Raw genomic sequence first — 14,159 nt, 5'->3', positions numbered from 1 at the left:
ACGGGCGATTTCAGACGGCGCGCGGCAGGGTCTGGCGCTGTGGCCCCCTGCCCGTATGTTCAATCGTTGCGCGCGCGTCATCGCGGTTCTTCTCCGACAGGCGCGGTGTGCCGCTGCCTGCCCATTTATTCCTTTCGCCCGATTTACGGGCTCAGGCATTCAATTGCCTCTTTCGAGGCACAATCGGCCTGTTTTGCCGCGTGGGATGTGTCACCATCATCAGCAAAACAGCGAAACTCAAAATCGGGACTTGTGGGCGCAAAAAGCCCGGCCCGTTCGCATACAATAAAAGCAGTCCTGTGGAAAAGACAATGGGCAAACTGCAGCACACCGCAATCAAGCGGCACAGGATCCCTTCATCTGGCCATAAATATCCCGGGGGTGAATTGAGCCGGAGGCTCAAGAGGGGGCTGGCCCCCTCCCCTTACAAATAGTCCGACCGTTGCAACCCATATTTGGCCATCTTCTCATTCAACGTCCTGCGCGGCAGGCAGAGCTCATCCATCACCGACGCGATCGACCCCTTGTGGCGGCGCATCGTGTTGTCGATCAGCATCCGTTCAAACGCCTCGACGTATTCTTTCAAAGGCTTGCCCTCGGTCGTCATCACCGGCTGCATTTCCTCATGATCCGACATCAGTAGCGACGCAATCGTGCCCGACCCGCGCCGCGATTGCAGCACCGCACGTTCCGCAATGTTGATCAGTTGACGCACATTGCCCGGCCACGGGGCCTGCAACAGTTGCGCCGCTTCCTGCGCGCTGACCTGCGGCGCGTCGCAGCCGTATTCCTCGGCAAATTGCTCGCTCAGGCGGGTGAACAGGCTCAGAATATCCTCTCCGCGCTGACGCAGCGGCGGCATGGTGATGCGCAAAGCGGCCAGACGGTAGAACAGGTCGGGGCGCAGTACGTCTTCGCTGGTCTTGCCGGCTTCCTGAAGGTTTGAGATCGCGACGATCCGGGTTTCCGCAGGGGTACCCTGTTCATTCATCACGCTCAGCAGACGGGCTTGCAACGTGTCGCTCAGCGCCTCGACATCTTCCAGAACCAAGGTGCCGCCACGCGCCTCTTCAACGGCGGGCAGTTGCGTGTCTTCGGGCATCATCGGGCCGAACAGGCGTTTCGACAGAGCCTCTTCTTCCAGCGCCGCGCAAGAGACCAGAACGAATTTCTTGCCTGCCCTACTGCCCACCGCATGCAGCGCGTGGGCTACCAATGTCTTGCCGGTACCCGTCTCGCCGTCGATCAGCACATGGCCATCGGCTTGTCCGAGGTCCAGAATGTCTTCGCGCAGACGCTCCATGACGGGGCTGGCCCCGATCAGCTTGTTCATGATCTGCGTACCGCCCGACAGCTCACGCCGCAGCGCGCGGTTGTCCAGGGTCAGCCGCCGCGCGTTGCTGGCACGTTTAGCCAGTTCCGACATGCGGTCCGGATTGAACGGCTTTTCAAGGAAATCGAATGCGCCGACCCGCATCGCCTCGACCGCCATCGGCACGTCGCCATGGCCGGTGATCATGATGACCGGCAGAGTGCTGTCCGCCCCCATCAGCTTTTTCAGCAGTTGGATACCATCCATCCCCGGCATCTTGATGTCCGAGATCACGATGCCCGGATAATCCGGCCCCAAAACTTTCAGCGCATCTTCAGCGCTGGAGAAGGTTTCCGTGTCGTACCCGGACAATGCCAGCCATTGGCTGATCGACTGGCGCATGTCCTGTTCGTCATCCACAATGGCGATCTTCATGGCCTGTGCCATAATCATTCCTCGTTATTCCGCAGCCTGAAGGCCGTCGCTTCCCAATATCGGCAGTTGCATCTCGAACACCGCGCCGCCGTGTTGGCCGTTGCGCGCGGTCAGCCGTCCGCCATGGTCGTTCACGATCCCGGACGAGATGGCAAGCCCCAGTCCAACGCCATCGCCGGGCTGTTTGGTAGTGTAGAACGGCTCGAACAGGTTTTCGATGTCTTCAATACCATACCCGTTGTCACGCACGGTCAGCACTGCCATGTCGCCTGCGGCCAGAATAATCTCAACATCCGGCTCTGCCACTGATTTGGTGGCATCCAGCGCGTTTCGCAAGAGGTTGACCATCACCTGCTCGATCCGCATCCGGTCGCCCATCACCATGACCGGTTCCTCGGGCAGGATCTGAGTGATCTTCACATGCCGTTGCCGCAATTGCGGTTCCATCATCGACAGGGATGAGGCCAGCGCTTCCCCAAGGTTTACAGGTGAAAACGCATCCGCACCCTTGCGCGCGTAGGACTTTAGTTGCCGCGTGATCGCCCCCATTCGCTCGATCAACCCGTCGATCCGGCCAAAGCTGGCCAGCGCCTCTTCAGGGCGGTTTCGGCGCAGCAACAGTCGGGCCCCGGCCAGATAGGTTTTCATTGCAGCCAGCGGTTGATTCAGCTCGTGACTGACGGCGGCAGACATCTCGCCCAACGCGGCAAGTTTCGAGCTTTGGGCAAGGGTCTGTTCGGCCAAATCCAGCGTCTTTTCAACCCGTTCCCGCTCAGCGATTTCCCGCTGCAGCCTTGCGTTCAATGCGCGAAGCTCTGCCGATTCACGCTGGAAAAGGGTCATCCTAAGCGTCGCCCGACGGCTGAGCGCATAGAAGGCCAGCGCCAGAAGAATCGCAAAGCCCATAATCTCGAGCGCGATAACGCTGTTCACCTTCTCACGGATCGAGGCATAGGTCGTGAACGAGGTCATCTGCCAGCCCCGGAACGGGATGCGCGTTTCCATCCGCATCACGGCTTCGCCCTGCAGGTAGGCGTCGGGGGGCAGCGCCGTCCAGTCCGTCGTAGCCCGGATTGCTCTTTGAATCGCCCCCTCTGGCGGTTGACGCAGCAACGCGGCCGTTTCCTCGAGTCCGCGCCATTGCGGTTCGGTCGACAGGATGATGGTGCCAGTGCTGTCGGTTACAAAAACCGCGTCCGAAATCCCCGCCCAGGTGCGTTCGAATTTCTGCAGGTCGACCTCGACAACAATGACGCCCAATGTATCCGGCCCGGATTCGATCCGACGGGAATAGGCAAAGCTGTACCCGCCTGCTTCTCTCGGAATAACGGAAAAAATCGTGGCGTTCGACCGAATTGCATCCACGAAATAGGGCGTGTTGCGGTGCGTTTCCTGAATTCTGTTTCGGTCTGTGGCGGCCCGCGTTGTCCCATCAATGTCCAACAACATCAGCGAGGCCGCGCCAATTTCTTCCACGAAGGAAATCAACCGCTGAGACGACAGCGTGTAATCGCTCGATTGCAAGGCGGAAATCAGCGTCGGGTCACGCGCCAGCAATTGTGGGACGATCGCATTTCGGCGCAGCTCGCTCAGCAGGTTGCCGGAATACAGGGCAAGCCGGACCTCGGCCCGGTTTCGGGTGGATTCGGTGAACCGATCTGTCAGCAGGCTATTTGTGACCCAGACCGTCGCAACCGCCGCAAGCAAAAGCACAAGAACGGCCACGCGCAAGCGCCACCCAAGGGGCGCACCGCGAAAAGGTCTGAGCAATTTGGACCGGCCTGAACGAACTTCGGAATTCATCCCCGGAAGTTACGCGGGCGCGGTGATGACCTCAAGTCACGCCGGCGCCAGTACGCCTGACAATGCGCGGAACAATGCCGCCCCGTCGGTGCCGCCATGGCCCTGATCCGCCGCCCGCTCGGGGTGCGGCATCATCCCAAGAACACGCCGGTTTTCGGACAGAATGCCAGCGATATCACCCACCGAGCCATTGGGATTCTCGCTATAGGTGAACGCGATCCGGTCCTGATCTTTCAGCGCGGACAATGTTCCGTCATCGGCGAAATAGTTTCCGTCGTGATGCGCAATCGGAATGCCGATCACATCTCCGGCATTGTAGCCTTCGGTGAAGGCACTGTCGCTTGTTTCGACCTTCAGCCCCACGGTCTTGCAGATATATTTCAGCCCCGCATTGCGCAGCAGCGCGCCGGGTAAGATTCCGGTTTCGGTAAGGATCTGGAACCCGTTACAGATGCCGACCGCATAGCCTCCGCGCTCAGTATGGTCCACAACCGCCTTGCAGATCGGCGACTGCGCCGCAATCGCGCCGCATCGCAGATAATCCCCATACGAGAAGCCCCCCGGTACGCCGACAATGTCGACCCCCTCGGGCAGCGCGGCATCCTTGTGCCACACCATATCGACCTGAAAACCTGCTTGTTCAAACGCAACCGCAAGATCGCGGTCGCAGTTGGAGCCGGGGAATACGATGACGGCAGCGCGCATTGTGGACCCTCCTTGGTGGGTGAAACTCAGATCAGTTCGATCTCAAAGCGCTCGATGACCGTGTTGGCCAGCAGCTTTTCGCACATTTCGGTCACGTCCGCCTCGGTCGCGCCATCGGCCAGTTCCAGGTCGATGACCTTGCCCTGCCGCACGCCTTCGACCTGATCGAAGCCCATCGCGCCCAGTGCGTGCCGAACTGCCTCACCCTGCGGGTCAAGCACCCCGTTTTTGAGCATCACATGCACCCGTGCCTTCATATTCGCAACTCCACCTGCGGGCCGCGCCCCGGACCCATTTCGTTGCGCGGGGGATAGCGCGGTTGCGGGGATTGGACAACCCTGTTTACGAACCGGCGAACCGGGTAGAGAGTGCGCGGCAAAGAAAAAGCGCCACCTGCTGCGGGCGGCGCTTTTCCTTTTATCTCGACGTGAAGCGGATCAGTTGATCAGTGTCGGCTTGGTCACGTTGCTTTTCGGCAGAACGCCCAGACGACGCGCAACTTCGGAATATGCGTCGGTCAAGTTGCCCAGATCGCGGCGGAACACATCCTTGTCCAGCTTCTGCCCGGTCTCGATGTCCCACAGACGGCAACTGTCGGGGCTGATCTCATCCGCCACAAGCAGGCGCTGGAAATCGCCTTCGAACACGCGGCCGATTTCGATTTTGAAGTCGATCAACCGGATGCCCACGGCCAGCATCACACCGCTCATGAAGTCATTCACACGCAGGGCAAGGCTCAGGATATCGTCCATGTCCTGTTGGCTGGCCCAACCAAAGGCGGCAATGTGTTCTTCCGAGACCAGCGGATCACCCAGAGCATCGTCCTTGTAGCAATATTCAATGATCGGACGCGGCAGCTGAGTCCCTTCGGCAATGCCCAGACGCTTGCACAAAGACCCGGCTGCATAGTTGCGCACGATTACTTCCAGCGGCACGATTTCGCAGTTGCGGACCAGTTGTTCGCGCATGTTCAGTCGGCGGATGAAATGGGTCGGAACACCGATCTGGTTCAGGCCGTCCATGAAGAACTCGCTCAGGCGGTTGTTCAGAACGCCCTTGCCGTCGATCACGTCTTTTTTCTCGGCGTTGAAGGCGGTGGCATCGTCCTTGAAATACTGAACGATGGTGCCCGGTTCGGGGCCTTCGTACAGGATCTTGGCCTTGCCTTCGTAGATTTTCTTGCGACGCGCCATAAGCGACCCTTCCGATCTGGTGCGAGGGAATGAGTCCCTCGACGTTGGCGCCCTCATAGTCCAAGCCCCCCTTTCCCGCAAGTTCAGCAGGCAGAGAAGCTTTGACGCAGCGCAAATACCTTGCGCACGCGACCGGCTATAGTCATATCATCAGATAAGAAGATGTAACCCAAGGGGTCCCCAACCAATGACCACATTTGACGAACGTGAAGCGGCGTTTGAAAACAAGTTTGCCCATGATGAAAAGATGCAGTTCATTGCTCGGATGCGCCGGAACCGGTTCCTGGCTGTCTGGGCCTCGACCCTGAAAGGCGAACCCGTTGAAAAAGCGCGCGCCTATGGTCGGAAACTGGTCAAAACCGATCTGCAAAGCGTCAGCGAGGACGACGTGGTCGAGGCCGTAATGGGCTATCTCGGGGATCTGGCTGATGAAGCCAAGATCCGCGAAAAGATGGCGGAGTTGCTAGTCGAAGCCAAAGAACAGGTGATGGCCGAAGACGAAATCTGACACCCGGAATGTGAAACTCATGATCTTCATGAGTTTTATGAATTTGATTTGATGCCCCGGTCATGAGACACGGGGCGTCTCTTTTTTCTAATGGCGTATTGCGCCTATTTTTTGGACTGCTCCAATGACAAACGCACTGAGCAAACTGCTGGAAACCAAAGACGCCATTCTGGCCGACGGGGCAACCGGAACCAATCTGTTCAACATGGGTCTGCAGTCCGGAGACGCGCCCGAACTGTGGAACGTGGATGCGCCGGATAAGATTCGCGCCCTGTACAAAGGATCTGTCGATGCGGGCAGTGATTTGTTCCTGACCAACACCTTTGGCGGCACGGCAGCACGGCTGAAACTGCACGATGCGCAGAATCGGGTTGGTGAATTGAACCGTATTGGTGCCGAGCTTGGCCGCGAGATTGCCGATGCCGCCGGACGCCCCGTGATCGTGGCTGGGTCGGTCGGCCCAACCGGCGAAATCATGGAACCCATCGGAAGCCTTTCTCACACGGAAGCGGTCGAGATGTTCCATGAACAGGCCGAGGCGCTGAAAGACGGCGGTGCCGATGTCCTGTGGCTCGAAACCATCAGCGCCCCAGAAGAGTTCCGCGCCGCGGCCGAGGCCTTTGCCCTTGCCGACATGCCCTGGTGCGGCACGATGAGCTTCGACACCGCCGGGCGCACGATGATGGGCGTAACCTCAGCCGATCTGGCGCTGCTGGTTGAAACCTTGCCCAATCCGCCGATTGCCTTCGGGGCGAACTGCGGCACCGGCGCGTCGGACATTCTGCGCACGGTGCTGGGCTTTGTGGCGCAGGGGACCGAGCGGCCTTTGATCTCGAAAGGCAATGCGGGCATTCCGAAATATGTGGACGGCCACATTCACTATGACGGAACACCTGACCTGATGGCGGACTACGCGGTTATGGCGCGGGATTCCGGTGCGACGATCATCGGCGGCTGCTGCGGCACCATGCCCGCCCATATCCGGAAAATGCGCGAGGCGCTGGATACCACACCAGGTTCGGATCGCCCCACGTTGGATCAGATCACAGATGCGCTTGGCCCGTTCTCATCCGCCTCGGACGGCACCGAGGAAGACGCGATGCCGGAACGGCGTACACGTCGCCGCCGCCGCGCCTGAGCGATTTCAGCGCCCCTCGAACTTCGGGGGGCGTTTTTCCATGAAGGCCACGACGCCCTCGGCAAAATCGCGCGAACGCCCGCATTCACCCTGCAAATGCGCCTCGGTCGCCAGTTGCTGGTGCAAGGTGCTTTCATACGTCCCACGCAACGCCTGCTTGATCGCGCCGAATGCTGCGGTCGGGCCGTTTGCCAGATACTCGGCCCGCTTGCGCCAATGGGTTGTAAAATCCTCATCCGCAACCGCTTCCCAGATCAGGCCCCATTCATCTGCTTGTTTTGCGGTGATCTTGTCAGCGAAAAGCGCGGCGCCCATCGCCTTGGCCAATCCAATCTGACGCGGCATAAACCATGTGCCGCCCGCATCCGGCAGCAGGCCAATCCGGGCAAAGGCCTGCAGGAAATAGGCGCTTTCGGTTGCGATCACCACATCCGCGCACAGCGCAAGATTGGCCCCTGCCCCCGCCGCCGGTCCGTTGACGGCGGCGATGGTCGGCACCGGGCTGTCATGGATGGTTTCCAGCATCGGCTCGTATTCGTCGCGCAAAGACCGCTCAAGGTCGATCTTCCCGGTCGAGGACGCATCGCCCAGATCCTGCCCGGAACAGAACGCAGGCCCCGCCCCGGTCAGCACGATGCACCGAGCGTGACGGGCGGCGTGTTTCATCCCGTGCGTAATCTCGGCCCGCATCTGCGTGGTAAGCGCGTTCATCTTGTCAGGGCGATTGAGCGTCAGAACGGCCAACCCGTCCGTGATCTCCAGCAGGATCGTCTCATAGTCCATTCCGGGCGTCCCTTGCGGTCAGTTTTGACAAATCCTGACCGATAAACCCGCAAAGGGAAAGGCGAACCCGGCGTCAGTCTTCGAGAATTTGGCGAAGGCGCTCTTTCTCTTCGTCGTTCAGCTTGTCCGCGTCACCGGCTTCATGAACTTTCGCGCGCCCGCGCAGAAAGTTCCAGCCCAGCCCCGCCGCGATCAGCAACATGATCGGACCGGCCAGCCAGAGAAGCAGGTTCGATCCAGTGGTCTTGGGTTTCAGCAGCACATACTCGCCGTAGCGGTCGACGATGAAGGCAATCGCCTCTTGATCCGTATCGCCCGCCACCAAACGTTCCCGCAGCAACAGGCGAAGATCGCGCGCCAAACCGGCATTGCTTTCGTCAATACTTTCGTTCCGGCAGACGAGACAACGCAACCCAGTGGACAGGTCCCGCGCCCGTTGTTCAAGGACCGGATCGTCCAGCACTTCGTCAGGCTGCACCGCCAAAACAGGTGTGGCGAGAAGCATCAGCAACAGGATCAAGCGCTTCATTCCGCAGGTACTCCGCCAGACGGGGCCTTGCGGGCCCCAGCCGCAACGCGAAAGCGTCTGTCGCACAAGCTTAGAATACCGCCAAGCGCCATCATCAGACAGCCTGCCCAGATCCAGTTCGCAAAGGGTTTGATATAGGTTCGCATCACCCAACCGCCATCAGCCTGTTGATCTCCGATGACCACGTAGAGATCGCGCATGAACCGATAGTCGATTGCGGCTTCGGTCGTGGGCATGCGCGCAACCGGGTAGTCCCGTTTCTCAGGATGCAGAGTACCGATAGGACGCCCGGACTTCTCGACAAGAACATCTGCGGTCGTCGAGAAATAGTTCGGCCCCTGAACCCGTCGCACATCCTGCAGGGTCAGCGTGAACTGCCCAACCTCAAAAGGCTGGCCGGGTTGCGCGACGCGGATATCCTCGACCTCCCAAGCCGTTAGGCCAGCGATGGCGAAGATCGTCACGCCGAGCCCCGTATGAGCAACGGCCTTGCCCCAATCCGCACCGGGCAGCCGGAACAGACGTTTCAGACTGCCTTTGCGGCCCGTGCGGCTCCACAGATCGATAAGCGCACCGAACGTGATCCACGCGCCAAGAAACAGGCCCACCGGCCCCAAGGCGCTGCGCCCGGACTGCATGGCCCAGACCAGCAACGCCAGTGCCAGCGCCAACCCAAAAGCATACCGCAGCGACCAAGCGGTTTTTCCCAGCCTGCCCCGTTTCCACGGCAGCATGGCACCGATCGGCAAGACGATGCCCAACAAAACCATGAAAGGCGTAAAGGCTGCGTTAAAGAACGGAGCCCCAACCGAAAGTTTCCGGTCGAACATCATCTCGGCCACCATCGGCCACATCGTTCCGACAAATACGACAAAGCAACTGACGGCCAGCAAAACGTTGTTCACCACCAGCGCGCTTTCCCGGCTAACCATGCCAAAGACGCCCTTTGCCTCCATCGCCTGCGCTCGGGCTGCAAACAGACTCAGTGCGCCACCAATGAAGAAAACAAGGATAAACAGGATAAACACCCCACGCTCAGGATCATTCGCGAAGGCGTGGACCGAGGTCAGAAGGCCCGAGCGCACAATGAATGTACCAATCAAGGAGAACCCGAATGCGATAATGGCCAGCAGAATGGTCCAGCTTTTCAGCGCCTCGCGCTTTTCGACCACAATGGCCGAATGCAACAGCGCCGCCGCCAGCAGCCACGGCATGAACGAGGCGTTCTCGACCGGGTCCCAGAACCAGAAGCCACCCCAGCCCAGCTCGTAATAGGCCCACCAGGACCCAAGTGCGATGCCGATGGTCAGAAACACCCAGGCAGCCAAAGTCCAAGGCCTGACCCACCGGCCCCAGGCCGCATCAATGCGCCCTTCGATCAACGCAGCCACGGCAAAGCTGAACGCCATGCTCAGACCGACATAGCCCAGATACAGGAACGGCGGATGGAACGCCAAACCCGGGTCCTGCAGCAACGGGTTCAGGTCGCGCCCGTCAAACGGCGCAACAGCCAGCCGGTCAAACGGGTTCGAGGTGAACAAAATGAATGCAAAGAACGCCACAGCAACCGCCGATTGCACCGCCAGAACCCGCGCCTTTAGCGTGGGCGGCAATCCACCACCGAAAAACGCAGCCATGCCGCCAAACAGGGTCACAATCAGTACCCAAAGCAGCATCGACCCTTCATGGTTCCCCCATGTGCCGCTGATCTTGTACAGCATCGGCTTGGCGGAGTGGCTGTTCTCGACCACGATCCGCAGCGAGAAATCCGAGGACATGAACGCCCAGACCAGCGCCCCAAAGGAAAAGGCCGTCAGCAGAAACTGCAAAATCGCCGCCGGCTCGGCAAAGGCCATCCATCCCGCCCAGCGTTTCGCCGCCCCGATCAGAGGCACCACGCTTTGCGCAATCGCTACAAAAAACGCGAGGATAAGGGCGAAGTGACCGAGCTCTGTAATCATGCCCAAGGATATACTCCGGGGGCGGCAGAAACGCCATTAACTTTCACCCGATTCAGAGACACATAGTGTCGCGGATTATGCCCTGTGCAGGCGACGCCAGTCTTCCAATGCCGGGTTCGCGTCAGGCCCCGTTACATCCATCGCAAGCTGCGCATCAGTGCCTGCGGACGCCGCACCGAGGCTATCGCTGCGCATCCGTTCCAATGCTTCCAGATTAGCGACAACCTGCGGCGTCCTCTGCAGCGTCGTCGTGATTTCCTTTTGAAAATCCTGCGATTTTGCCTGATGTCGTGCGCCGAAATAGAACGAGACAATCACGCCCAACAACCACCAAAGCGGTTCGGGCACCAGCGCAATGCCCTGCATTCTGGCGGAAAACCAGATGGGGTCGATCATTGCTGCGGCGAACAATCCCAGCGTTCCCAGCGCCAGCGCGGGCCGGGGCAGCCGGTTGACCCCGTCCATGAAACGATCAAAACCACCTTTGTTGGCAATCCGAAACTCTGCTCCGAATTGGTTCATTGCACGGCTTTGCAAAACCGCGCCCCGTTCTGCATCCGCCTCGGAATTTTCACGAAAGATTTCAGCGGTTTCCCGCACGACATTGCGCCCGCCACCGAACAACAACGCCAACACGCCCGAGATCAGTCCCATCCCGCAACCCTTCTTTGAAACTGTGTGTCATCAAGATGGTAACGAGGCGACAGAAACTCCTCGGCCCGCTTGATCCAGCCCCCTTTGCCACCCGCACGAGATCGCGCAAATTTGCGCGCAGCGGGCCGGTTGTCGGCCAGCCGGAAGTAATAATTCCGTCGCGCCACGCCATAAGCGTCCCGCAAGGCTACAGCGTCCGGGTGTGCAGCCCTGTCGCATGCCGCAGCGGTCTGCGGCCCGATGACGCCATCGACTGACACATCGAACCGCATGTCGCGCAACAACCGCTGCAGAATCTTAACGGCCTGCCCGCCTGCATTAACATACATGTCGAAAACCGAAGGCTGCAGCGCGTCGGGCAACGTGGCAATACGCGGCCGTTCGAAATAATGCCGGACAAATATGGCGACTGCCTGCCGCTGGCTCAGCGCCCGAACGTCGGCATGGTCCACAACTCCGTCTTTGGTCAAATCCAGCCCAAGCCTGCGCATCGTATGAATGGTGACGCCAAACTTGGTTGCCCCGCCCGGATCGTCGGGATCATCCACAAACCCGCCTTCACGGGCCACAATCTCTCTCGCAATTTGCCGAACCGTCTGCATGTCACCCCCGATGTTGGTGCTGCAAACCGTTCCGCAAAATCCTTAACGACCGGAAACGAAACAGGGCGCTGCCTGCCTTTCGCACGCAACGCCCCTCTTCTTCTGTTCATAAATACCTCCGCCGGAGGCACGCGGCGCAGCTGCGTTCAGCCCTCGCCGGGTTCCTGATAGATGCCCTGTTCCTTCAGCGCATCCACGACCTCTTTCGGCATGTATGTTTCATCATGTTTCGCAAGAATTTCAGTAGCTTCAAACACGCCGTTCACGTAGCTGCCAGTGCCAACCATACCCTGATTTTCAGAAAACAGATCAGGCAACACACCGGTGAAAGCCACGGGTACGCTTTCTCCGCCATCCGTGACCACAAAACGCACGGTTTCACCCTGACCGCGCACGATCGAACCCTCTTCGACCAGCCCGCCAATGCGGAACACCTCGGTCGGTTTGGGCGGCTCGGCGATGACCTCGCTGGGCGAGCGGAAGAAGTTAATTCCGTCCTGCAAAGCCCACCCAATCAACGCCGTCGAGGCCACCAGGGCAACGACAGCCACTAGAATGACCTGTACACGACGACGTTTCTTGAGCGTTTTCATCTCATCCTCACGGGAACAGCGGGGCCATCATCAGGCCCAGAGTTTCATCTTCACCTAACATCAGGTTGGCGTTCTGCAAGGCTTGCCCGCTGCTACCTTTTGTCAGGTTATCCAATGCCGCAATTACGATAGCGCGGCGTTCAATCCGGTCTGCCACCACTCCGATATGACAGAAATTCGATCCGCGCACGTGGTGGGTCGAGGGCGCTTCGCCCATCGGCAGCATCTCAATGAACGACTCGGCCTCATAGGCCCGGCATAGGGTTTCATAGATGCTTTGCGGATCACCCTTCACATACGTCGTGGCCAGAATCCCCCGGTTTGCGGGGATCAGATGCGGTGTGAACTGCACATGAACCGTCCGCCCGGCCAGCGCTGAGAATTCCTGATCGAATTCCCCTAGATGCCGGTGGGTGCCACCAATGGCATAGGCGTTGGCCCCCTCGCTCAGTTCCGCATGCAGCAGGTTTTCCTTGAGAGACCGCCCCGCCCCGGACACGGCGCATTTCAGGTCCAGCACGATGTCATCCAGATCAATCACGCCTGCGGTGATCAGTGGGCGTAGCACATATTGGCCGGTCGCCGCGTTGCAGCCTGTTCCCGCCACCAGACGCGCGCTACGGATCTCGTCCCGATAGAACTCGGTCAGGCCATAGACGGCCTCTTCCTGCTGCTCCAAGGCAGTATGCGGGTTGCCGTACCACTTTTCGTATTCCTCGGCGTCGCGTAGCCGGAAGTCTGCGGACAGGTCGATAATCTTCAGGTTCTTCGGTAGGTCCCGGATCACCTCCTGACTGGTCTTGTGCGGTAAGGCGCAGAAACAAAGGTCGATTGTTGAGAAATCGATCTCAGAGATTTTGCACAGATCAGGCAGGTCCATGTGCCGCAAATGCGGGAAGACCTGTGCCATCGACTGGCCCGCCTTCCTCTCGGCCGCCAACGCCACGATGTCCATGTTCGGGTGCTCGGCGATCAGCCGCACCAGTTCGGCGCCGGTATAGCCGGAAGCGCCCAGAATTGCGATTTTATGGGTCATGTCAGACCTCTTTATTCCATGTGTCACATATCACGACCGCCGATGCGACGGTCTACGAAATAAGGAAAGAGTAATGGCCCGTCCTTGATCGAAGTCAGGCAGCCGCGAACGTGATTTGTCGTCGGAGGAACTGAGTCGCCCGGTCGCTGACAAAGCCCGGCTTACCGGTTGTCAGGAACCCGCCCTGGCCCTCACCCATCATGTCCGGGTGCCGCCCGAGGTAGTCGGCCAGGCTTTCCGCCACCAGATCGCCCTGACTGAACACCTGAACGTCCGGTCCCAAAGCGGCCTGAAACGTCTCGGCCATCAACGGGTAGTGCGTGCAGCCTAATATGGCGGCCTGGGGTTCGGGCATTTTCCGCTTCAACGCATCCACATGGCTGCGTACCATCGCCTCGGCCAGGATCATATCGCCATCCTCGATAGCATCCACCACGCCGCCGCAGGATTGCGCCTCGACATCGACGCCAATGGCCCGGAATGCCAGTTCGCGCTGAAACGCACGACTGGACACTGTCGCAGGCGTGGCAAACAAAGCGACATGCTTCACGGCCACTTCCCGTGGTGGAGAGTTGTCGCCCCATTCCCGCTCAGTCAACGCCTCGATCAGAGGGACAAATACGCCCAGCACCCGCTTGCCCTTTGGCACGCCCTCTTCCTGCATCCGGCGCAGGGCTGCTGCGCTTGCGGTGTTGCAGGCCAGAATCACCAGATTGCAGCCCCGGTCCCACAGTTCCTGCACGGCTTTGCGGGTCAGTTGATAGATATCCTCGGCATCGCGCACGCCGTACGGCGCATGCGCGCTGTCTGCGAAATACAGAAAATCAACGTCCGGCAGACGGTTCTGCGCAGCGTTCAAGACGGTCAACCCGCCCAAACCGGAATCAAAAATACCTACTGCCATTTG

General features: G+C 59.5%; 15 protein-coding genes. 2 read left to right on the top strand and 13 right to left on the bottom strand.

Annotation, left to right across the window (positions count from 1 at the left end):
* Positions 1 to 424 precede the first annotated feature (424 nt).
* The 5 genes from ACR0JN_RS14740 to purC all read right to left on the bottom strand — a co-directional run bounded on the left by ACR0JN_RS14740 (position 425) and on the right by purC (position 5,448).
* A complete protein-coding gene (locus ACR0JN_RS14740; protein ID WP_480610699.1) occupies positions 425 to 1,759 on the bottom strand; it encodes a sigma-54-dependent transcriptional regulator in 1,335 nt (444 codons plus the stop codon).
* Between the two features lie 12 nt (positions 1,760 to 1,771).
* A complete protein-coding gene (locus ACR0JN_RS14735) occupies positions 1,772 to 3,550 on the bottom strand; it encodes a sensor histidine kinase (RefSeq protein ID WP_480886614.1) in 1,779 nt (592 codons plus the stop codon).
* 36 nt (positions 3,551 to 3,586) lie between these two features.
* Complete coding sequence (gene purQ / locus ACR0JN_RS14730; RefSeq protein WP_480886612.1) at positions 3,587 to 4,255, bottom strand: phosphoribosylformylglycinamidine synthase subunit PurQ; 669 nt, start codon at positions 4,253 to 4,255, stop codon at positions 3,587 to 3,589.
* 26 nt (positions 4,256 to 4,281) lie between these two features.
* Positions 4,282 to 4,512 (bottom strand): phosphoribosylformylglycinamidine synthase subunit PurS, encoded by a 231-nt coding sequence (gene purS / locus ACR0JN_RS14725; RefSeq protein ID WP_480610692.1) that lies wholly within the window; start codon positions 4,510 to 4,512, stop codon positions 4,282 to 4,284.
* 180 nt (positions 4,513 to 4,692) lie between these two features.
* Positions 4,693 to 5,448, bottom strand: a complete 756-nt coding sequence (purC, locus tag ACR0JN_RS14720) for a phosphoribosylaminoimidazolesuccinocarboxamide synthase (RefSeq protein WP_480816957.1) — start codon at positions 5,446 to 5,448, stop codon at positions 4,693 to 4,695.
* A 187-nt stretch (positions 5,449 to 5,635) separates the two neighbouring features.
* On the opposite strand from purC, the gene ACR0JN_RS14715 reads away from it, so the two are divergent.
* Both ACR0JN_RS14715 and bmt read left to right on the top strand, forming a co-directional pair.
* Complete coding sequence (locus ACR0JN_RS14715; protein WP_480816958.1) at positions 5,636 to 5,956, top strand: DUF1476 domain-containing protein; 321 nt, start codon at positions 5,636 to 5,638, stop codon at positions 5,954 to 5,956.
* 124 nt (positions 5,957 to 6,080) lie between these two features.
* A complete protein-coding gene (gene bmt, locus ACR0JN_RS14710; RefSeq protein WP_480886610.1) occupies positions 6,081 to 7,094 on the top strand; it encodes a betaine--homocysteine S-methyltransferase in 1,014 nt (337 codons plus the stop codon).
* Between the two features lie 6 nt (positions 7,095 to 7,100).
* Here the strand turns inward: bmt and ACR0JN_RS14705 are convergent, their stop codons facing one another.
* The 8 genes from ACR0JN_RS14705 to ACR0JN_RS14670 form a co-directional block, all read right to left on the bottom strand.
* Complete coding sequence (locus ACR0JN_RS14705; protein ID WP_480886608.1) at positions 7,101 to 7,877, bottom strand: enoyl-CoA hydratase-related protein; 777 nt, start codon at positions 7,875 to 7,877, stop codon at positions 7,101 to 7,103.
* A gap of 73 nt (positions 7,878 to 7,950) precedes the next feature.
* Positions 7,951 to 8,406 carry a cytochrome c-type biogenesis protein gene (locus tag ACR0JN_RS14700; RefSeq protein WP_480816961.1) on the bottom strand — a complete coding sequence of 152 codons (456 nt, stop codon included), beginning with the start codon at positions 8,404 to 8,406 and terminating at the stop codon, positions 7,951 to 7,953.
* A complete protein-coding gene (locus ACR0JN_RS14695; RefSeq protein WP_480886605.1) occupies positions 8,403 to 10,367 on the bottom strand; it encodes a heme lyase CcmF/NrfE family subunit in 1,965 nt (654 codons plus the stop codon). The genes ACR0JN_RS14700 and ACR0JN_RS14695 overlap by 4 nt, the downstream gene beginning before the upstream one ends.
* Before the next feature lie 75 nt (positions 10,368 to 10,442).
* Complete coding sequence (locus tag ACR0JN_RS14690) at positions 10,443 to 11,021, bottom strand: holin family protein (protein WP_480816963.1); 579 nt, start codon at positions 11,019 to 11,021, stop codon at positions 10,443 to 10,445.
* On the bottom strand, positions 11,012 to 11,623 hold the full coding sequence (locus ACR0JN_RS14685; RefSeq protein ID WP_480886604.1) for a holin-associated N-acetylmuramidase: 612 nt from the start codon (positions 11,621 to 11,623) through the stop codon (positions 11,012 to 11,014). The genes ACR0JN_RS14690 and ACR0JN_RS14685 overlap by 10 nt, the downstream gene beginning before the upstream one ends.
* A 146-nt stretch (positions 11,624 to 11,769) precedes the next feature.
* On the bottom strand, positions 11,770 to 12,216 hold the full coding sequence (gene ccmE, locus ACR0JN_RS14680) for a cytochrome c maturation protein CcmE (protein WP_480886601.1): 447 nt from the start codon (positions 12,214 to 12,216) through the stop codon (positions 11,770 to 11,772).
* A 7-nt stretch (positions 12,217 to 12,223) separates the two neighbouring features.
* Positions 12,224 to 13,252, bottom strand: a complete 1,029-nt coding sequence (gene argC / locus ACR0JN_RS14675) for an N-acetyl-gamma-glutamyl-phosphate reductase (protein WP_480886599.1) — start codon at positions 13,250 to 13,252, stop codon at positions 12,224 to 12,226.
* A 94-nt stretch (positions 13,253 to 13,346) separates the two neighbouring features.
* Positions 13,347 to 14,156 (bottom strand): glutamate racemase, encoded by an 810-nt coding sequence (locus tag ACR0JN_RS14670; protein ID WP_480886598.1) that lies wholly within the window; start codon positions 14,154 to 14,156, stop codon positions 13,347 to 13,349.
* Positions 14,157 to 14,159 lie beyond the last annotated feature (3 nt).

The sequence above is a fragment of the Ruegeria sp. G12 genome, assembly GCF_056533565.1.
This window is presented reverse-complemented; position numbering and strand designations above follow the sequence as displayed.